Raw genomic sequence first — 22,031 nt, 5'->3', positions numbered from 1 at the left:
TTGTAATATCTTTTATTTTAATATTTTTTATTTAATATCTTATATTAAATTAACCAATAATGAGATATTGGAGTTAACTTAATTTTAGAATATATTTAACATTATATTGTATACAAAAATATTTTTTGAACTTTTAACATACTTTTTTAAACAAAACAAAAAATTGTATATTATTGACTTTGGTAGAATTGTTTAATATACTTAACTTGAGTGATTTTGTAATTTAGTTCACACACAAATATAAGGGGGTAATTATATATGGCAAAAGTTATGAAAACCATGGATGGAAATACAGCTGCGTCTCATGTATCTTATGCATTTACAGATGTTGCTGCAATTTATCCAATAACACCTTCATCACCAATGGCTGAGTACGCTGATGATTGGGCGGCTCATGGCAGAAACAATATTTTTGGTCAACCAGTTAAGGTTACTGAATTACAGTCTGAGGGAGGAGCATCCGGAGCAGTTCATGGCTCTTTACAGGGAGGAGCATTGACTACTACATTTACGGCTTCTCAAGGTTTATTACTTATGATACCTAATATGTATAAAATTGCTGGAGAACTTTTACCAGGAGTATTTCATGTAAGTGCTCGTGCAGTAGCTAGTCATGCACTATCAATATTTGGAGATCATTCAGATGTTATGGCAACAAGACAAACAGGATTTGCTATGTTAGCATCTGGTAGTGTACAAGAGGTTATGGATTTAGCTGGGGTTGCTCATCTTTCAGCAATAAAATCTAGAGTTCCTTTCGTACATTTCTTTGATGGATTTAGAACTTCCCATGAAATACAAAAAATAGAAGTAGTAGATTATGATGAGTATGCTAAATTAGTAGATTATGATGCCGTTAAAGCTTTTAGAAATAGATCATTAAATTCAGAGCGACCTGTAACAAGAGGTACTGCTCAAAATCCAGATATATTCTTCCAAGCTAGAGAATCTTCAAATAGATTTTATGATGAATTACCTAAGATAGTAGAAGATTATATGAATGAAATGTCAAAAGTAGTAGGAAGAGAGTATAAACCTTTTAATTATTATGGAGCAGAAGATGCTGAGAGAGTAATTGTAGCTATGGGTTCTGTTACAGAAACAATAGAAGAAACTATAGATTACTTGATGAATAAAGGAGAAAAAATTGGAGTTATAAAGGTACATCTTTATAGACCATTCTGCAAAGAATTCTTCTTTAATGCATTACCTAATACAGTTAAGAAGATAGCCGTATTGGATAGAACCAAAGAACCAGGAGCTTTAGGAGAACCTTTATATCAAGATATTAGAACTTTATTCTATGAAGAAGAAAATCAACCTATTATTGTAGGCGGAAGATATGGATTAGGTTCTAAAGATACTACTCCTTCACAAATTAAGAGAGTATTTGATGAATTAAATAAAGAAAATCCTAAAAATGGATTTACTATAGGAATTAATGATGATGTTACTCATACATCATTAAATGTAGAAGAAGAAATTAATACTACTCCAGAAGGAACTATTAGATGTAAATTCTGGGGATTAGGATCCGATGGAACGGTTGGAGCTAATAAAAATGCTATAAAAATTATTGGAGATAATACAAATCTTTATGCTCAAGGATATTTCTCTTATGATTCTAAAAAATCTGGTGGGGTTACTGTATCTCACTTAAGATTTGGTAAAAATCCAATTAAATCAACTTATCTAATAGATGAAGCAGATTTCATTTCTTGCTCTACTCAATCTTATGTTGATAAATATGATTTATTAAAAGGATTAAAAAGAGGTGGAACTTTCTTATTAAATACATTGTGGTCACCAGAAGAAATAGAAAGTAAACTTCCAGGAACTATGAAAAAATATATGGCAGAGAATGATATCAAATTTTATGCAATAAATGCAACTAATATTGCACAAGAAATAGGATTAGGAAATAGAACTAATATGATAATGCAGTCAGCTTTCTTTAAATTAGCAGATGTAATTGATTTAGATGATGCTATTGATTATTTAAATGATGCGATTGTTAAGTCATATGGTAAAAAAGGTGAAAAAATAGTTAAGATGAATCAAGAAGCTGTTAAAAAAGGTATAGATTCATTAGTAAAAATAGAAGTTAAGGAAGAATGGAAAGATGAGACTGTTGCAAGTCAAGTAGCAGCAGGAGTAGAGGCTCCAGATTTCATTAAGAATATTCTTGAGCCAATTAATAGACAAGAAGGAGATTTACTACCAGTAAGTTCTTTCATTGATGCTGAAGATGGAACATTCCAAAATGGAAGTGCTGCATTTGAAAAACGAGGTATTGCAGTAAATGTTCCAGAATGGCAAGCTGATAATTGTATTCAATGTAATCAATGTTCCTTTGTTTGTCCTCATGCAGCTATAAGACCAGTACTTGCTGATGAGAACGAAATGGATAGAGCTCCAGAAGGGTTTGAAACAATTGATGCAATGGGTAAGCAGTTTAGTGATTTAAAATATAAGATTCAGGTTTCAACTTTAGATTGTACTGGATGTGGAAACTGTGCAGATATATGTCCTGCTAAAGATAAAGCATTAATTATGAAACCTATTGAGACTCAAACAGAAAAAGAAGTTTCAAATTGGGATTTTGCAATGACTGTATCTGAGAAAAAAGATAGAATGAATATAAATACTGTAAAGGGAAGTCAATTTGCTAAACCTCTATTAGAATTCTCAGGAGCTTGTGCAGGTTGTGGAGAAACTCCTTATGCGAAAGCAGTAACACAATTATATGGAGATAGAATGATTATAGCTAATGCTACAGGATGTTCATCAATTTGGGGCGGATCAGCACCTTCAACTCCTTATTGTATGAATTCTGAAGGTAAAGGACCTGCTTGGGCAAATTCATTATTTGAAGATAATGCTGAGTATGGTTATGGTATGGCTGTAGCAGTTAGTCAATTAAGAGATAAATTAGAGATATTAATGAAAGAGCTTATAGAATTAAATGTTTCGGATGAAATTAAATCAGTAATGAGTGAGTGGATTGAAGGAAAGAATAATGCAGATGATTCTAAAGAGGCAACAGAAAAAATTCTTTCAATACTTGAATCTAATAATATTACAGATGAAAGAGCAAAAGAAATATTAACTGAAATAGAAGAAAATAAAGATTATTTAATCAAGAAATCAATGTGGATTGTTGGTGGAGATGGATGGGCATATGATATTGGTTATGGTGGATTAGACCATGTACTTGCTTCAGGAGAAGATGTAAATATATTAGTATTTGATACAGAAGTATATTCAAATACTGGTGGGCAATCTTCAAAAGCTACTCCAACAGCAGCAGTTGCTAAGTTTGCTGCTTCAGGCAAGAAAACTAAGAAGAAAGATTTAGGAATGATAGCAACAACTTATGGCTATGTATATGTTGCTCAAGTTGCAATGGGAGCTAATAAGAATCAGTTTATGAAGGCATTAGTTGAAGCTGAAAGTTATAATGGACCTTCAATAATTATTGCTTATGCACCATGTATAAATCATGGTATTAAAGCTGGTATGGGTAAATCCCAAGAGCAAGAAAAGAATGCTGTAGAAGCTGGATACTGGCATTTATATAGATATAATCCAGAGCTTAAAGAACAAGGAAAGAATCCATTCACCCTTGATTCTAAAGAACCAAAATCTTCATTTAGAGATTTCTTAATGAGCGAAGTTAGATATACTTCTTTAGCAAAAACATTCCCAGAGATTGCAGAAGAATTATTTAATCATGCTGAGGAAGATGCAAAAGAAAGATACGCTAATTATAAGAGAATGGCTGAAATGGAATATTAATTCTAAAATTAAGGGATGATGATTAATTTCATCATCCTTTTCTTTTTCCTTTTCATAAACATCCTTATTATAGAATATTTATATATGGGGGTGAAACATTTTGAAATGGACTAAAAAAATATTTAGATTAATAATTATAATATTTATTATAATATGGCCTATATATATGTTGATAATAAAAGATAATGAAAATTTGCATAAAAGGGAAGAGCCATGGAAAGGTATTATAACAATGTGGGATTATCCTAGATTAGATATCGAAAAGGGCACTAGATACAATTGGATTACAGATATTATTGAGGAATTTGAGAAAAACCATCCTGGAGTTTATGTAGAGTTTGAACCTTTGGACTGGAAAAAAGGCCCAGCAAAATTAGAAGCAGCATTAAATACTTCTACATTACCAGATATTTCTCCAGTTGCAACTGAATATGAGTATATGGATAAAGATATATTGGAACCTTTAAATGTATATATAGATGAAATTGGAAAAGATACATTTAGATATCAGACTTTAGAAGCAGTAACTAAAGATGGAGAAATATATGGAATTCCTTTTATGATGACTACGTATGGAGTATATCTTAATTTAGATTTGTTTACTGAAAAGAGAGTTAAACCTCCTAAAGATGGAAATTGGACTTATAAAGAATTTGTAGAAAAGATGAAGAAGCTTACTTTTGATGGAGATGAAGATGGGGAAGTCGATCACTATGGTTTTACTTCTTTTATAGAATCAAATAAGTATAATTTATGGGGATTTTTACTTTCTGATGGAGGAAATGTATTAAACGAACAAGGTAATAGATATGTTTTTAATGGTGAAAAAGCATTATCTGGACTTGAAAAAGTAGTAGATTTAAAATATAAATATAAAGTAACACCTGAAAGTTTTGGAATTGATAATGAAAATGAAAGCTGGACGAAATTTTATAAAGATAAAAATATTGCAGCTTATCCTACTGGTTCATGGGCTTGTATAATATTAGATGAATTAAAAAAATCTGGTGAAGGTTTTAATTTTATGGTAGTTAATTATCCAATTGGAAACAATAAAATACCTAGTTTATTAAATAATTCAGTAGCAGCCTATGGTATAAAAAAACAAGAAAAAGAAAAAAAATTAGAATTATGTGTTGAATTATTAAAGTCTATTATAGCAAGGGAAAATCAATTAAAATTAAAGAATATGGGAGTATTTTCTGTAAGAAAAGATATAGAAAATCTCTATCCAAATAATCCTGAAATGAAGAAATTTAATAATTATATGAAATATTCAAGAGGGGTTCCTAGGCATAAAAAATGGAGAGAAATGGATAGAATTATACAAAATCAAATTCGATTAGCTATAATAGGTGAAAAGACATCTGAAGAAGCATTAAAAGAATCTAATAACCAGATAAATTTACTTTTGGAAGATTAATTTATAAATTTTATGGTACAATAGTTACGTATAAATAATTATTTTATATTATGTTATTTTAGATTAGTTAATAATTTATTTAAAATAATTGTTATTTTATATACAGGAGTTGATATAATTGAATAATGATAAAATATTTGAACTGTTAAATAAAGAATTTAAAAATGTGATTATGAAAAGAAATGTGTTGATGAAAGAGCATACATTTTTTAAGATAGGTGGTCCGGCAGATATAATGATATTTCCAAAGAGCATCAGTGAGATATCAAATATAATTAAGTTTTGTAATGATACTGATATAGATTATTTTGTATTAGGAAATGGAACTAATTTGTTAGTCAGGGATAAGGGTATAAGAGGAGTAATTATCAAAATAGATGAGAATTTAAGTCATATAAAGGTAGAAGGAAATAGAATTATTGCTGAAGCTGGAGCCAAAGTATCTAAAGTTGCAAAATTAGCCTTACAGAATTCTCTTACAGGATTAGAAGGAGCTAGTGGTATTCCAGGATCTTTAGGTGGTGGAGTAACAATGAATGCAGGAGCTTATGGAAATGAACTTAAGGATGTGATAAGAAAGGTAAAGTGTATAGATGGAGATGGAAATATTATAGTGTATTCTAGAGAAGAAATGCAATTTGGATATAGACATAGTAGAATTCATGAAGAGCCACTTTTAGTAGTAGAAGTAGATATGGAATTTGAAAAGGGAGATTATGATGAAATAAAAAAATCCATTGATGATTATACTAAAAGAAGAAATAATAAACAGCCATTGCATCTTCCTAGTGCAGGAAGTACATTTAAAAGACCTGAAGGAGATTATGCTGGAAGATTAATAGATGTTTCAGGTCTAAGAGGTGTAAGATATAATGATGCTCAAGTGTCAGAAAAACATTGTGGATTTGTTGTGAATTTAGGGAATGCCACATGCGAGGATGTATTGACTTTAATAAGAACAATACAAAAGACAGTAAAGGATAAACATGGAGTAGAGCTTGAAAGAGAAGTATTAATAGTAGGTGAAGAATAACATCTTAGGAGGAGATAATATGGGATTTGTTATAATTACAGGATTATCTGGAGCAGGAAAAAGTCAAGCTATAAAAGTGATGGAAGATATAGGGTTTTATTGTATGGACAACCTGCCACCATCATTACTTCCTAAATTTGCCGAATTATGTTATCAATCTATGGGAAAAGTTAAAGAAGTAGCATTAGTTGTTGATATAAGAGGTGGAGAGTTTTTTGATGATCTTTTTGAGAATCTAAGTAAACTTAAAAATTATGGATACAATTATAAAATAATGTTTTTAGATGCATCTGATGAGATTTTGATTAAAAGATATAAAGAATTAAGAAGACCACATCCTCTATCTCCTAATGGACAAATAGTTGATGGTATTGAAAAGGAAAGGGAAAGATTAACTGAAATCAGACAAAAATCTGATTATGTTTTAGATACTAGTGACTTTACTTTGGGTATGTTGAAGGAAGAAATAAAAAATATTTTCATGGAAGGTGAGAAAAAGGATAATTTTACCACATCAGTAGTATCCTTTGGATTTAAACATGGAATACCTTTAGATGCAGATTTAGTTTTTGATGTAAGGTTTCTTCCCAATCCTCATTATATAGATAAACTAAGAGAACTCACTGGTAATGATAAAAAAGTAAGAGATTATGTGATGGATTGGAAACAATCTAAAGATTTTTTAGATAAACTAACAGATATGATTACCTTTTTAATTCCTTATTATATGAAGGAAGGAAAAAGTCAGTTAATTGTAGCTATTGGATGCACTGGAGGAAAGCATAGGTCTGTAACTATAGCTAATGAATTGTATCAGCATTTAAAGAATAATAATTTTAAGACCATGATTAAACATAGAGATAGTAATGAAGTTATTGAGAAGGAATAATATGAAGATAAATAAGAATAAAATAAAAATGGGATTAAAAAGATGGATTGTTTTAAGTATAATAGGAATTTTTTTATTATCTTTAGGGCTGTCTTCTATTTATAATAGAATAGGTCTTAATATGGATAAGTCATATACTTATATAATTATTAGTAGTATAGGGATTGTTTTTTTAATTATTTCAGTTAAAAATGGACTTAGCACAATATTAGGAGTAGTTAATAAACATAAATATGAAGTGGATTTAAGTAAGAATTCAGTAGCTTATATGATTAACAAAGAAAAAATATTAGATAAAGGTCCTAAGATAGTAGTTTTAGGAGGTGGAACTGGATTATCTGTATTATTAAGGGGTCTAAAAAATTATACTGCGAATATTACTGCTGTAGTTACTGTTGCAGATGATGGAGGAGGTTCAGGAATACTTAGAGAAGATTTAGGTATGTTACCTCCCGGTGATATTAGAAATTGTATATTAGCACTGGCAGATACTGAGCCGACGATGGAAAAATTAATTCAGTATAGATTTACAGAAGGAAATTTAAAGGGGCAGAATTTTGGAAATTTATTTATAGCTGCAATGAATGGTATATATGGTAATTTTGAGATGGCAGTGAAAGAAATGTCTAATGTATTGGCGGTTTCTGGAGAAGTATTGCCAATGACTTTACAAGATACTACATTATATGCCAAGTTAGAAAACGGTAAAGTAATTAAGGGTGAATCAAATATTACAGTAACAAATGAAAAAATAAAAAGCAGAATAGAAAAGGTGTTCTTAAAGCCTCAGAAACTTAAACCTTTGAATGAAACTATTAATAAAATTCGAGAAGCAGATATTATATTGTTAGGACCTGGTAGTCTATATACTAGTGTAATCCCTAATTTATTGGTTGAAAACATAACTAAAGAATTAGAAAAGTCTAAAGCTACTAAGATATATATAAATAATGTTATGACTCAACCTGGTGAAACAGATGGATATTCAGTAAAAGATCATGTGGAAGCTATTATTAAACATAGTAGTGAAAAAATAATTGATTATGTTATAACAAATAATGAAAGCTTACCGAAAAATATATTGAAAAGATATTCATTAGATGGAGCATCTCCTGTCTTATTAAATAGTGATGATAAAGAATATTTAAAAGAAAAAGATATTAATATAATAGAAGATAAATTAATTGATATTAAAAAGGATTATATAAGACATGATGCTGAAAAATTAACGGAAATAATAAGTAATTTGTATCAAGGTAGTAGAATGTCTAAACTAAATTTCTTGAATTTTAAAAAAGATATTAGTAAAAGCTAATATCTTTTTTTAGTCTTTTAAATCATAATAATACCTTTTATGTTCGCATTTTACATTAAAAATTTTGGAATAATTATGTTAATAAAAAGGGTTTTTGAATGTTTATGTATAATTAGTTATATGGGGTATAGGAGGGATAAAATGGATTCTAAATATCAAAATTGTGAAGATATGACAAAAAGTAATATAATGGAAAAAGAAATTAATCCTTTAGTTAAGAAAAGTTGGGCAAGCTCGAAATCTTATGGAATTAAGAGTGGTGACTCTGGAAAAACAATAGAATATACTAAACAAGAATTCAAGAAAATCATGAAAGAATATGACGAAGTTATAAAAATAATTAGTTCTTATGCAAATATATTATTGGCTAATTCAATAGAATGTGATCAATTGGCGATTAATTTATTTGATAGACAATGCTATTTAATTCATCAATGGGGACATAAAGACTATATATCCTGTTTAAGGGAAATAGGATTGATAAGGGGGACTTGTTGGAAAAATAAAGTAATGGGAACTAATGGGCCAGGAGAGGCCTACTTATTAGATAAGACTATTATCATTGAAGGATATGAACAATATTTGAAAAACAGAAAAAATTTATCTCAAATATCCGTTCCTATTCATGATGCTAAGGGAAATTTATTTTGTATTTTAGATATAACTATACCTGATAAAGAAAATGTAATATATTATTATAATACATTAGTGATGATATGTAATGGTACAGAAAGAGAATTGAAAAGAATGGATTATATCGATAATAATAGTGTGAATAATCAATATAGTAGATCTTTAGAGGATTATGCTTTTGTTAATGATAAATTTTTAAAATTAATTAAAAAATATAAGAATAGAAATATGCTGTTAAATGCAACTTTTAATCAACACTATACTGGAACTGCTTATTATTCTCATGATGGAGAGACGATTCTTGATGCAAATGAAAAATATGTGGACATAGTTAGGGAAGTCTCCGAAAGTAGAATTGATAAGGAGTTTAAACATTTTGATAATAAATGGGATGGAAAAGAAGTAGTATATGAATATTTAAGAGAAAGAAAAAGAATTGATGAAAAAGGAAAAATAGGAGTAGCAACAATATCTAAGGGAGATGAATTAAGACATTACAATATAAATGTAGAGCCAATTAAAAAAGATCATGATATAGTTGGATGGCTAGAAACTATAAATGATATTACAGAGATAAAAGAAAAAGATAAATTATTTGTAGATGTCTTAGACAGATTTCATATTCCAGTGGTTGTTACTACTTATCCAAATCTAGAGATTAAGTACATAAACATGTATGGTAAAGAATTAATCAATAAGTTTGCAGGTGAAAAATTATCTTTAGATGAAATTAATAGTAAAACTTTATTTGAGCTTAATAATGAAGCAATAAATACTATGATACGTAGATTTAAACATAAAAACTTTTTAGATTCAAAACAAGTAGATATTAAATTATGTGATGGATCTATAAAAACATTAAAATTGAGTGAAACTCCATTATATGATAAAAATAATAATCTTAAAACTGTTGTTATTGCTGGAGTAGATATAACAGAAGAATTTAAATTTCTTAAAGCTAAAGATCAATTTTTTTCAATAATTTCTCATGAATTAAGATCACCAGCAAATATAATTATAGCGGCTTCTCAATTATTGCTAACAGATAAATATAGAAAAGAATTAAAATTAAATGCTGTTGGACATATTGAGAAAATACAGATTAATTCATATAGATTGTTAAGATTAATAAATAATTTTTTAGATATACAAAAATCAGAAGCGGGATATTTAAAATTGAATATGGTTAATTTTGATATAGTAAGTTTTTCTGAAGAATTGGCCAATTCAATTACTCATTTAACTGATAGTAAAAAGATTCAAGTGATTTTTGATACTGAATTTGAGGAAAAAATTATCGCTTTAGATGTTGAAAAGTATGAAAGAATATTATTAAATCTATTATCAAATGCTACTAAATTTACTCCAGAAGGGGGTAAAATATTAGTAAATATTTTTAAAAGTAAAAATAATATATGTATATCTGTTAAAGATACAGGAATTGGTATTGCAAAAGACCAATTGAAGAAAATATTCAAAAAGTTCACCATAGTAGATAGTACTTTATCAAGGGTTGGTGAAGGAACTGGTTTAGGACTTAATTTAGTAAAGATTCTTGTTGAAAAAATGGAAGGAACAATAAGCGTTTATAGTGTAGAGGGAAAAGGTACAGAGTTTATAGTATCTTTACCAGATAAAAAAATAGAAAGTAAAGAGTTGGCTACAGTTAAGAGAACAAAGAAAGAATTGGAACACATAACAAATATAGAATTTTCCGATATAAATCAAATATAAATTTTAAATTAATAAATAAAGGAGTTTTAAAGGAATTATAGAATATAATCGTATAGAAAGAATATTCATAATAATAGAATATTTAAAAAATTATAATAAAGGGGGAGTTCCAATGTATGAAAATATGGCAGAGCCATATAAGATTAAAATGGTAGAACCTATTAAACTTATATCAAAAGAAGAAAGGGAAAGAAAGATAAAAGAAGTAGGATATAATCAATTTGCTTTAAAAAGTGAAGATGTATTCATTGATTTAATAACCGATAGTGGTACTGGAGCTATGAGTGATAATCAATGGGCTGGTTTAATGCTAGGAGATGAGGCCTATGCAGGAAGTAAGAATTATTATAATCTTAAGGATAATATAAAAGATATAATAGGATATAATTATTTTGTTCCTACTCATCAAGGGCGAGGTGCAGAAAACGTTTTATTTCCTTTATTAATAAAGAAAGGACAATATGTTTTGGGAAATATGCACTTTGATACAACAAAAGCTCATATTGAATTAAAAGGTGGTAGAGCTGTAAATTTAGTTGTTGATGATGCCTATGATACTCAAACAGAACATCCTTTTAAAGGTAATTTTGATATAGATAAATTAGAAGTATTTATTAATGAAAAGGGTGTAGAAAACTGTGCATTCATAATCATAACAGTGACTTGTAATAGTGCTGGAGGACAACCTGTATCCATGGAAAATATAAAGAATGTTAAAAAAATTGCAGATAAATATGGATTAAGAGTATTTTTTGATGCGGCTAGATTTGCGGAAAATGCATATTTCATTAAGAAAAGAGAAGATGGATATGCAAATAAAAGTATAAAAGAAATAATTAAAGAGATGTTCTTCTATGGAGAAGGACTTACTATGAGTGCTAAGAAAGATGGAATAGTAAATATGGGTGGAATGATAGCGATTAAAGATGATGAAGAACTTTTTAGTGGAGTAAGACAGAATGTCATACCAATAGAAGGATTTCCAACATATGGCGGTTTATCAGGAAGAGATATGGAAGCATTAGCTAGAGGGCTTAGAGAAGTAATAGAGGAAGATTATTTACAATCTAGAATAGGCCAAGTAGAATATTTAGGTAAAAAATTAGATGAAGCAGGAATACCTATTCAAAAACCTGTGGGAGGTCATGCTGTATTTGTTGATGCTAAGAAAATGCTTCCTCATATACCATATCATCAATTTCCAGCTCAAGCATTATGTGTAGAATTATATAGGGAAGCAGGAATAAGAGCTGTAGAAATAGGGTCATTTTTGTTAGGTAGAGATCCAGATACAAATGAACAGTTAGAATCACCATTAGAATTATTAAGATTAACTATTCCTAGAAGGGTATATACTAATAATCATATGGATGTTATAGTAGAAGCATTTAAAAATATAAATAAAAGAAAAGATGAACTAAAAGGTTATGAATTTACTTATGAGCCAAAAGTATTAAGGCATTTTATAGCTGAATTGAAACCAATGGAATAAATAAGGATGGCTTAGCCATCCTTATTTTACTAAATATGCAATTCCTAATTTAATTGTGTTCTCGATAGAGTCCATATGACATCTTTCGTGACCATGGGAACTATCTACTCCTGGACCGATTAATCCATGTTTAAATTCCCATCCAGCACTTAAAGCTGCACTGGCATCTGAACCATAATGCGGATAAATATCTACAGCATAGTTTAATTCATTTTCTTTTGCTAATTGAACTAAATTTTTTCTTAAATTATAATCATAAGGTCCACTAGAATCTTTAGCACATATAGTAACTTTGTATTCATCAGAAGTTTGACCTTCTCCAACTGCCGCCATATCTATAGCAACAAATTCAAAAGTTTTTTCTGGGATAGAAGCACTAGCCCCATGACCTACTTCTTCATAATTACTTATAAAGAAATGAGTAGTATACTTAGGAGTTATATTTTCATTTTTTAAATATTTAGCTATACCTAATAAAATAGTAACTCCTGCCTTATCATCTAAATGTCTTGATTTTATAAATTCATTTTCTGTAATAATGGTTCTAGGATCAAAACTAATAAAGTCACCAATATTTATACCTAGTTTTTCAATATCTTTTTTAGAATTCACTTTTTCATCGACTCTAACTTCTAAAGAGTTTTCATCTCTATTTGATTTGTCTGCTTTACTTCCATGAACATGTACAGAAGCTTTATCTAGAACTATAGTGCCGTTATATTTAATTTCGCTAGAAGAGATGATTGTACAATGCTCTCCTTCTATGGAATGCCAATCATATCCTCCAATTTGAGTTAACTTTAATCTACCATTAGATTTTATTTCTTTTACCATTCCTCCTAAAGTATCTACATGAGCAGATAGAGTTCTGTGATTATTATTATCTTTTCCTGGGATAGTAGCTATCAATGCTCCCTTATGAGTGAAATATGTATTTATATTAAGAACAGTAAATTCATTTAACATAAATTTCATGACTTCTTCTGTATAACCAGTAGGACTAGGGATCTTTAGAATATTATCCAAAACATATTTCACATAATTTTTATCAATAACCATAACTAACACCTCGCTTTTTGAATTTTTTGACTATATAATAATTTTATAATATAATGAGTACTTAATTCAACTTTTTTCACTTTTAAAATTTATGGTATAATATAATATAGACTGTTAAAAAAGAATACTTCTCTTGATTATATAGATACAGGAGAGTGATTACATGAGGAAAGAGATAAGCTCAGGAGGCGTTGTAGTATTTTGTAATACTATATTGTTATTAAAGAAATATAACGGAGATTGGGTTCTTCCCAAAGGAAGAGTTGAAGATAATGAAACTCTAATGGAAGCCGCTATTAGAGAAGTATGCGAAGAAGGAAATGTTAAAGGAGAAATTATTCAATATTTAGGAAGCATAAATTATTATTTTAGAAATAATAGAAATCCTAGAAATAAATTAATTAATAAAACAGTTCATTGGTATCTAATGAAAACTAGTAGAATGAATTGTTCTCCACAAAAGAAAGAAGGATTTATAGAAGCTAGATTTGTTCACATTGATAGAGCAATATCAATTGCTAAATATGAAGACGAAAGAAAAATAATAAAAAGAGCTATAAATAAGATTAATTTTGATTAGGGGTAGATAAAATGTCATTTTCATCTAAAACTAAAAATAAATTATCAAGACTAGAAATAAATGATTCTTGTTGTCCAAAGGCAGAATTAGCAGCTTTAGTAAGAATGAGTGGAAGTATCCAACTTACTGGTAGTAGAAAAATTAATTTGAAGTTTTCTACTGAAAATGCTGCAATAGCTAGAAGGATATTTACATTAATAAAGACTCTTCATAATACTCAAACAGAGGTTATGGTTAGGAAAAATAAACAATTAAAAAAGAATAATAGTTATCTTATGATTATACATGATCCAGATAGTGTAGATGCAATTATAAAAGATACAGGTCTTTTTAAATTACATGATAATAATATTTTAAATATTAATTATAAGGTGCCCAAGCATATAATTAAAAAAAGGTGTTGTAAGAGAGCATATATAAGAGGAGCCTTTCTTGGAGGAGGATCATTAAGTGATCCAGAAAAAACTTATCATTTAGAGTTTGTGACTCATAATAAAGAACATGGTAAAGATTTATCTAAAATTATAAATTCATTTAACTTAAATTCAAAGATTGTATTAAGAAAAGATAATTATGTAGTGTATATCAAAGAAGGAGAACAAATTGTAGATTTATTAAATATAATAGGAGCTCATAATTCACTATTAGAATTAGAAAATATTAGGGTTTTAAAGGATATAAGAAATAACATTAATAGAATAGTGAACTGTGAAACTGCAAACCTAAGTAAAACTATCAATGCTGCTTTAAGACAAGTAGAAAATATAGAATATATTAAAAGTACCATAGGTATTGATGAATTACCAGAAAATCTTCAAGAAGTGGCAAGAGCAAGATTAACACATAGAGAAGCAAGTTTGAAAGAATTAGGAAATATGTTAATGCCTCCGATCGGAAAATCAGGAGTTAATCATAGATTGAGAAAAATAGAAGAAATAGCAGAAGAACTAAAGAAAGAAAGAGGGGATTTATAATGGTGTCAAAAGAAGTTATTGTAAATAATAAGATTGGTCTTCATGCAAGACCAGCGGCATTATTTGTTCAAACAGCAAGTAAATTTTTAAGTAAAATATCAATAGAAAAAGACGGCAAAAAAATAAACGGAAAGAGTATAATGGGAGTTATGGCTTTAGGTGTATGTCAAGGAGATACAATAATAATAGCTGCTTCTGGAGAGGATGAAAAAAAGGCTGTAGATGATTTAGAAAATTTATTGATAAATAAGTTAGAAGAAGAATATATCTAAATAAATTATTGTTCTAATTTTATATGTATAGATGAATTTTAATTAAGGAGTAGATTATAATGTCAAAATTCACTCATTTACATCTTCATACAGAATATAGCCTTTTAGATGGTGCATCTAGAGTGGATAAGCTCATGGATAGAGTAAAAGATAAAGGTATGGATAGTGTTGCTATTACAGATCATGGAGTGATGTATGGGGTTGTAAATTTTTATAAATCTGCTATCAAAAAAGGTATAAAACCTATAATAGGCTGTGAAGTATATATATCGATGGAAGAATATACAAGAAAAGATCCTAATAAAGATAAAAAGCAATACCATCTAGTTTTATTAGCAGAAAATAATACAGGGTATAAAAATCTGATTAAAATAGTATCAGAAGGATTTGTTAATGGATTTTATTATAAACCTAGAGTAGACTTCTCTGTTTTAGAAAAATATAAAGAAGGAATAATAGTATTAAGTGGTTGCATAGGAGGAGAAGTTCAACAGGCTCTCCTTAATAATGATTATGATAAAGGATTGAATATTGCTAAAAAATATAAACATGCTTTTGGTAAAAAGAATTATTTTTTAGAAATACAAGATCATGGGATAAAAGAGCAGAAGTTAGTAAATAAAGAGTTGATTAAATTAAGCAAAGAATTAGATATAGATTTAGTTGCAACAAATGACGTTCACTATATTAATAAAGAAGATGCAAAGTTTCATGATGTACTATTGTGTATACAAACGGGTAAAACAATTAATGAAGATAATAGAATGCAATTTCCTTCATCTGAATTTTATTTAAAGTCTTATGAAGAAATGGCTCAGTTATTTCCTGAGCAATTAGATGCATTAGAGAATACTAATAAAATTGCAAATAGATGTAATGTTAAATTAGATTTTGATACTCTTCATTTACCAGAATTTGATTTACCAGAAGGTTATACCAATGAGAGTTATTTTGATGAATTATGTTATAAAGGATTAGAAGAAAGATATGATAATATTACTCAGGAAATAAAAGATAGACTTGAATATGAAATAAAAGTTATAAAGGACATGGGATATGTAGATTATTTTTTAATTGTATGGGATTTTATTAAATATGCTAAAGATAATGGTATTATGGTAGGTCCAGGAAGGGGATCTGCTGCTGGGAGTTTAGTTTCATATACCTTAGGAATAATAGATATAGACCCTATTAAATATAATCTCATATTTGAGCGTTTTTTGAATCCTGAAAGAGTTACTATGCCTGATATTGATATAGATTTTTGCTATGAAAGAAGAGAAGAAGTCATAGATTACGTTATAAGAAAATACGGTGATGATAGAGTAGCTCAGATAGTTACATTTGGTACAATGGCGGCTAGAGGAGTCATAAGAGATGTGGGGAGAGCATTAGATATTTCTTATGGAGAAGTAGATTATATAGCGAAGCAAATTCCCATGGAGTTAGGAATAACAATAAACAAAGCATTAGATATGAATAAAAAATTAAAGGAATCTTATGAAAATGATAGCAATACAAAAAATATTATTGATACAGCAAAAGATATAGAAGGTATGCCTAGACATACATCTACTCATGCAGCAGGTGTAGTTATTTCTAAATTGCCAGTTACGGAATATGTTCCTTTAGGGAGAAATAATGATTCTATAATTACTCAATATACAATGACAGAGCTAGAAGAATTAGGATTATTAAAAATGGATTTTTTAGGACTAAGAAATCTTACCGTCATAAGGGATACAAAGAATTTAATAGAACAGAATCATAATGTGAAAATAGATTTTTCTAATTCAGATTATGATGATTCAAATATATATCAAATGTTTAGCAAAGGAGAAACCTTAGGAGTCTTTCAATTTGAAAGTGCTGGTATGAGACAATTCTTAAAAGAACTTAAACCTACCGAATTTGAAAATATAGTAGCGGCAAATTCTCTTTTTAGACCTGGTCCTATGAGGCAAATACCAAGATATATAGAAAATAAAAATCATCCGGAAAAAATTGATTATACTCATGAGGCTTTAGAACCAATACTTAAGGTAACTTATGGGTGTATGGTATATCAAGAACAAGTAATGCAGATAGTTAGAGATATAGGTGGCTATTCTATGGGGAGATCTGATTTAGTAAGAAGAGCCATGGGAAAAAAGAAAATGGATGTTATGGAAAGAGAAAGAAGACATTTCATATATGGAAAAGAAGATGAAGAAGGAAACATTGAAATTCAAGGAGCAGTAAGAAATGGAATAGACGAAGAATATGCTAATAAAATATATGATGAAATGATAGACTTTGCTAAATATGCTTTTAATAGGTCTCATTCTGCAGCTTATGCTGTATTAGCCTATGAAACAGCTTGGCTTAAATATTATTATCCTGTAGAATTTATGGCAGCACTATTGACTAGTGTAATGGGAAATACTAATAGTGTATCTTTATATATCCATGAGAGTAAAAGTCTAGAAATAGATATATTAGCTCCAGATATTAATGAAAGCTATGATAAGTTTACAGTATCTAATGGAAAAATTAGATATGGACTAGCTGCTATTAAAAATGTAGGAACATCTCTTATTGATTCAATAGTAAGTGAAAGAAATAGTGGAGGAAAATTTTTAAGTCTTACAGATTTTTGTAGTAGAGTCGAAAGTCAATCATTAAATAAGAGAGCTATAGAAAGTCTTATAAAAGCAGGTGCATTTGATTCTATAAAAGGAAATAGAGCTCAATTATTAGCAATATATGAGAGAGTGTTAGAAGGAGTTCAACAGGATAAAAAAAGAAATTTAAAGGGACAATATAATATGTTTGATGATATGACATCACAAGAGGGGAATAATATAAAAGAAGATATTTTGCCTGATATAAGGGAATTTCCTGAAAGAACTATATTATCAATGGAAAAGGAAATGTTGGGAATATATATAAGTGGTCATCCTCTTTCTAGTTTTGAAAATGAATTAAATATAGTATCTACATTAAATACTAGTGAAATAATTGAACTAAATGATAGCACAAATGCTGGAAATAAGGATTTAGTTCATAAGGATGGTAGTAAAATTAAAATCGGTGGAATTATTTTATCAAAGAAGAATAAAATAACAAAAAATAATAATATGATGGCTTTTGCAACATTAGAAGATTTATTTGGAACAGTAGAATTAATTATATTCCCTAAAGTATATGATTTATATTCTAAATATATAGAAGAAGATAATATAGTCATAATAGAGGGTAAATTATCAATTAATGAAGAAGATGAGCCAAAGATTATTTGTTCAGCTATTAAACCCCTTATTAAAAGAGAAAAAAATAAGTTATATTTAAAAATAGCAAAAAATCAAGAAAGCAATAAAATGGAAGATATAAAGCATATATTAAAAAAATACAAAGGAAAAACTCCTGTATATATATATATTGAAAAGAATAAAAAAACAGTGATGGCTGAAAGAGATTTTTGGATAGATATTAATAATGAGGTTGCTTTTCAAGAGTTAAACACTCTTTTAGGAGAAGAATGTGTTAAACTTTGTTAGGATATAATTTTATACGATTTAAAATTATGGTATAATTACTCTGTAATATTGTATTTATAAAGAAATTTTGGAGGTATTGTAATGTGGACAGCGGTTCATATAGTTGAAGGTGAAGAATTAGCAAAAGAATTAAAAGATAAATTAATAAAAGAAGGATTTTTGATAAAAATAAAACCTTTTTCTAAAGAAGGGGATACAATAATATATAAAATAATGGCACCGGAATTCGAGGCAAATGAAGTCCATAGTGCTATAATAGATTTAAGGTATTAATAAAAAAATATAATTTTTAAATTGTGTGGGACTATTTTTGACTATCATGGATAAAATGTGAGGAGGCATAGTATGAAGACTATTGGAGTATTAACTAGTGGAGGCGATGCACCTGGTATGAATGCATCTATAAGATCTGTCGTAAGAACAGCAATATATAATGGGATTAAAGTTGTGGGAGTTAAAAAAGGGTATGATGGACTAATTAATGGTAATTTAGAAGAAATGGGATTATCTAGTGTGGCTGATATTATACATAGAGGAGGTACTAAACTTAGAACTGCAAGATCTGAAGAATTTAAAACAGAAAAAGGAAGAAAAAAAGCCTTAAATATATTAAAAGTATTTGATGTAGATGGTCTTATAGTAATAGGAGGAGATGGTTCTTTTAGGGGTGCTAAAGAGCTTAGTAAACTGGGAGTGCCAACAATAGGCATACCAGGAACTATTGATAATGACTTAGGATATACTGATTATACTATTGGTTTTGATACTGCTATTAATACAGTATTAGATGCGATAAGTAAAATAAGAGATACTTCTACATCTCATGGAAGAGCTAATATAGTAGAAGTTATGGGGAGAAGCTCTGGAGATATTGCTCTTTATTCTGGATTAGCAGGTGGAGCTGAAAGCGTTATAATTCCAGAAGTAGGTAATGATGTAGATGAAGTTTGTCAGAAGATAATAAAGGGAAGAAACAGGGGTAAACTTCATAGTATAATTATGCTTGCAGAAGGTATAGGAAAAGCTGATGAATTGAGTAAAGAAATTGAAAGTAAAACAGGAATTGAAACGAGAGTTACAATTTTAGGTCATATACAGAGAGGTGGAAGTCCTACTGCATTTGACAGGATATTAGCTAGTAAGATGGGTTCAGAAGCTGTGAAATTATTATTGAGTGGTGAATCGGGTAAAGCAGTGGGTATAAAAGATAATAGAATAATTAATATGGACATAGATGAAGCGTTAAATGTTGAAAGCAAATTAGATAAAGATATGTATGAATTAACAAAAATATTATCTATATAATAGGAGTGAGGGATTTATGAAAAGAACTAAGATTGTATGTACATTAGGACCTGCATCAGAAACAGAAGAAATTTTGACAGAATTAATAAAAAACGGATTAAATGTAGCAAGGCAAAATTTTTCTCATGGAAATTATGAAGAACATAAGCAAAGGATGGATTTAGTCAAAAAAATTAGAAAAAATTTGAATGTACCAGTAGCTATTATGTTAGATACAAAAGGACCAGAGATAAGAACCAGAAATTTCAAAGATGGTAGAGTATTATTACAAGAGGGTGAAACTTGTATAGTAACTACTAAGGATATATTAGGAGATAAAAATACATGTCCAATAACTTATAAGGATCTTCCAAGAGATGTATCTTCAGGAGATACTATATTAATAGATGATGGATTAATTGAATTGGAAATTATAGAGGTAGTTAATGATACAGATATAAAATGTAATGTAAAAAACACTGGAGAGGTAAAAAATAAAAAAGGCGTAAATGTTCCAGGAGTGAAAGTAAATTTACCAGCTATAACCGAAAAAGATAGAAAAGATATAGAATTTGGTATAAAAAATAATATAGATTTTATAGCAGCATCTTTCATAAGAAAACCATCTGATGTATTAGAAATTAGAGAGATTCTTGAAGACAATAATGCTGATGATATTGAGATAATATCTAAGATTGAAAATCAAGAAGGTGTTGATAATATTGATAGGATATTAGAAGTATCTGATGGTATAATGGTGGCTAGAGGGGACTTAGGTGTAGAAATACCACCAGAAGATGTTCCATTAGTTCAAAAAATGATTATTAAAAAATGTAATTTAGCAGGAAAACCAGTCATAACAGCTACTCAAATGTTAGACTCAATGATAAGAAACCCTAGAGCAACAAGAGCCGAGGTTGCAGATGTTGCTAATGCAATATTAGATGGTACTGATGCAATAATGTTATCTGGAGAAACTGCAGCAGGGAATTATCCTGTAGAAGCTGTAAAAGCTATGGCAACTATAGCCATGAAAACTGAAGATTCTTTAGATTATGATGGGTTATTAAGATCAAGAGTTAAGCTACAAGAAATAAGTGTAACAAATGCTATTAGTCATGCTACCTGTACTACAGCTCAAGATTTAGAAGCACAGGCAATAATAACAGCTACTAGTTCAGGTTATACTGCAAGGGCAGTATCTAAATTTAGACCAGCGGCTCCTATTATAGCAGTAACTACATCGGAAAAAGTTAGAAGAAAGCTTGGCTTAGTTTGGGGAGTTAATCCTTTACTTTCAAAAAAATCTTCATCTACAGATGATATAATAGATGATTCAGTATCTATGGCATTAGAGAATGAATATATCAATAATGGAGATTTAGTAGTTATCACAGCAGGAGTTCCAGTTGGTAAAGCAGGATCTACTAATTTATTAAAGGTTCATACAGTAGGAGAAGTTATTTTAAAAGGAACAGGCATTGGAGATAGAAGTGCTATAAGTAATGTATGTATAGTAGCTAATAAAGAAGAAGCAGAGGTAAAATTTAATGATGGAGATATATTAGTTGCAATAAATACAGATAGAGATATTGTTTCTTATATGGAGAGAGCATCAGCAATAATTACAGAAAAGGGAGGACTCACTTCTCATGCAGCTGTAGTTGGATTAAATATAGAAAAGCCTGTGATTGTTGGTGTGGAAAATGCTACAACACAATTAAAAGATGGAGAACTTATTACAGTTGATAGTATAAGAGGATTTATTTATAGAGGGAAAGCTAGAGTATTATAGTAATAAATAATGTCAAGATTAAATATTTATCTTGGCATTTTAACATATTTTTTATTGTGAAACTTTATTTAATAAAAGTTTTAGAGTATTGATAAATACAAGGGTTAATAGTTACAGAAAATATTGGAAGACAATAAAAAATAGGGGCTGTAGGGGATGAAATCCCCTGCCGTATTAGAAGGGTGCTCAGGTGCACGTATTATGCACCGTC

Annotated in this window: 15 protein-coding genes; 14 read left to right on the top strand and 1 reads right to left on the bottom strand. The window is 29.0% G+C overall.

From position 1 onward, the window contains the following. Window positions 1–258: 258 nt before the first annotated feature. The 7 genes from nifJ (at window position 259) to GOQ29_RS04095 (ending at window position 12,317) form a co-directional block, all read left to right on the top strand. Window positions 259–3,798 (top strand): pyruvate:ferredoxin (flavodoxin) oxidoreductase, encoded by a 3,540-nt coding sequence (gene nifJ / locus GOQ29_RS04125; protein ID WP_203371371.1) that lies wholly within the window; start codon window positions 259–261, stop codon window positions 3,796–3,798. A gap of 100 nt (window positions 3,799–3,898) precedes the next feature. Further along, on the top strand, window positions 3,899–5,221 hold the full coding sequence (locus GOQ29_RS04120) for an extracellular solute-binding protein (RefSeq protein ID WP_252187507.1): 1,323 nt from the start codon (window positions 3,899–3,901) through the stop codon (window positions 5,219–5,221). Between the two features lie 118 nt (window positions 5,222–5,339). Further along, window positions 5,340–6,254 carry a UDP-N-acetylmuramate dehydrogenase gene (gene murB / locus GOQ29_RS04115; RefSeq protein ID WP_350445968.1) on the top strand — a complete coding sequence of 305 codons (915 nt, stop codon included), beginning with the start codon at window positions 5,340–5,342 and terminating at the stop codon, window positions 6,252–6,254. Between the two features lie 19 nt (window positions 6,255–6,273). Beyond that, a complete protein-coding gene (gene rapZ / locus GOQ29_RS04110) occupies window positions 6,274–7,143 on the top strand; it encodes an RNase adapter RapZ (protein ID WP_203371370.1) in 870 nt (289 codons plus the stop codon). A 1-nt stretch (window position 7,144) separates the two neighbouring features. Next, on the top strand, window positions 7,145–8,458 hold the full coding sequence (locus GOQ29_RS04105) for a gluconeogenesis factor YvcK family protein (protein ID WP_203371369.1): 1,314 nt from the start codon (window positions 7,145–7,147) through the stop codon (window positions 8,456–8,458). Window positions 8,459–8,599: 141 nt separating this feature from the next. Next, window positions 8,600–10,825, top strand: coding sequence for a PAS domain-containing sensor histidine kinase (locus GOQ29_RS04100; RefSeq protein ID WP_203371368.1), 2,226 nt, complete (start codon window positions 8,600–8,602; stop codon window positions 10,823–10,825). Between the two features lie 112 nt (window positions 10,826–10,937). After that, window positions 10,938–12,317, top strand: a complete 1,380-nt coding sequence (locus tag GOQ29_RS04095; protein ID WP_203371367.1) for a tryptophanase — start codon at window positions 10,938–10,940, stop codon at window positions 12,315–12,317. 21 nt (window positions 12,318–12,338) lie between these two features. On the opposite strand, the gene GOQ29_RS04090 is transcribed toward GOQ29_RS04095, so the two are convergent. Then, window positions 12,339–13,376, bottom strand: coding sequence for a M42 family metallopeptidase (locus GOQ29_RS04090; protein ID WP_203371366.1), 1,038 nt, complete (start codon window positions 13,374–13,376; stop codon window positions 12,339–12,341). Between the two features lie 163 nt (window positions 13,377–13,539). On the opposite strand from GOQ29_RS04090, the gene GOQ29_RS04085 reads away from it, so the two are divergent. The 7 genes from GOQ29_RS04085 (at window position 13,540) to pyk (ending at window position 21,820) form a co-directional block, all read left to right on the top strand. Continuing rightward, a complete protein-coding gene (locus tag GOQ29_RS04085) occupies window positions 13,540–13,956 on the top strand; it encodes an NUDIX hydrolase (protein ID WP_203371365.1) in 417 nt (138 codons plus the stop codon). An 11-nt stretch (window positions 13,957–13,967) separates the two neighbouring features. Beyond that, entirely contained in the window at window positions 13,968–14,930 is a 963-nt protein-coding gene (gene whiA / locus GOQ29_RS04080) for a DNA-binding protein WhiA (protein ID WP_203371364.1), read from the top strand. Next, window positions 14,930–15,202 (top strand): HPr family phosphocarrier protein, encoded by a 273-nt coding sequence (locus GOQ29_RS04075; RefSeq protein WP_203371363.1) that lies wholly within the window; start codon window positions 14,930–14,932, stop codon window positions 15,200–15,202. The genes whiA and GOQ29_RS04075 overlap by 1 nt, the downstream gene beginning before the upstream one ends. 59 nt (window positions 15,203–15,261) lie before the next feature. After that, on the top strand, window positions 15,262–18,741 hold the full coding sequence (locus GOQ29_RS04070) for a DNA polymerase III subunit alpha (protein ID WP_203371362.1): 3,480 nt from the start codon (window positions 15,262–15,264) through the stop codon (window positions 18,739–18,741). A gap of 81 nt (window positions 18,742–18,822) precedes the next feature. After that, window positions 18,823–19,014: a hypothetical protein gene (locus GOQ29_RS04065; protein ID WP_203371361.1), complete on the top strand. Its 192-nt coding sequence runs from the start codon at window positions 18,823–18,825 to the stop codon at window positions 19,012–19,014. A gap of 72 nt (window positions 19,015–19,086) precedes the next feature. Beyond that, entirely contained in the window at window positions 19,087–20,046 is a 960-nt protein-coding gene (gene pfkA, locus GOQ29_RS04060; RefSeq protein ID WP_203371360.1) for a 6-phosphofructokinase, read from the top strand. A 16-nt stretch (window positions 20,047–20,062) separates the two neighbouring features. Beyond that, complete coding sequence (pyk, locus tag GOQ29_RS04055; protein WP_203371359.1) at window positions 20,063–21,820, top strand: pyruvate kinase; 1,758 nt, start codon at window positions 20,063–20,065, stop codon at window positions 21,818–21,820. Window positions 21,821–22,031 lie beyond the last annotated feature (211 nt).

This window comes from Anaeromonas gelatinilytica, from assembly GCF_016820635.1.
GTDB lineage: Bacteria > Bacillota > Clostridia > Tissierellales > SIT17 > Anaeromonas > Anaeromonas gelatinilytica.
This window is presented reverse-complemented; position numbering and strand designations above follow the sequence as displayed.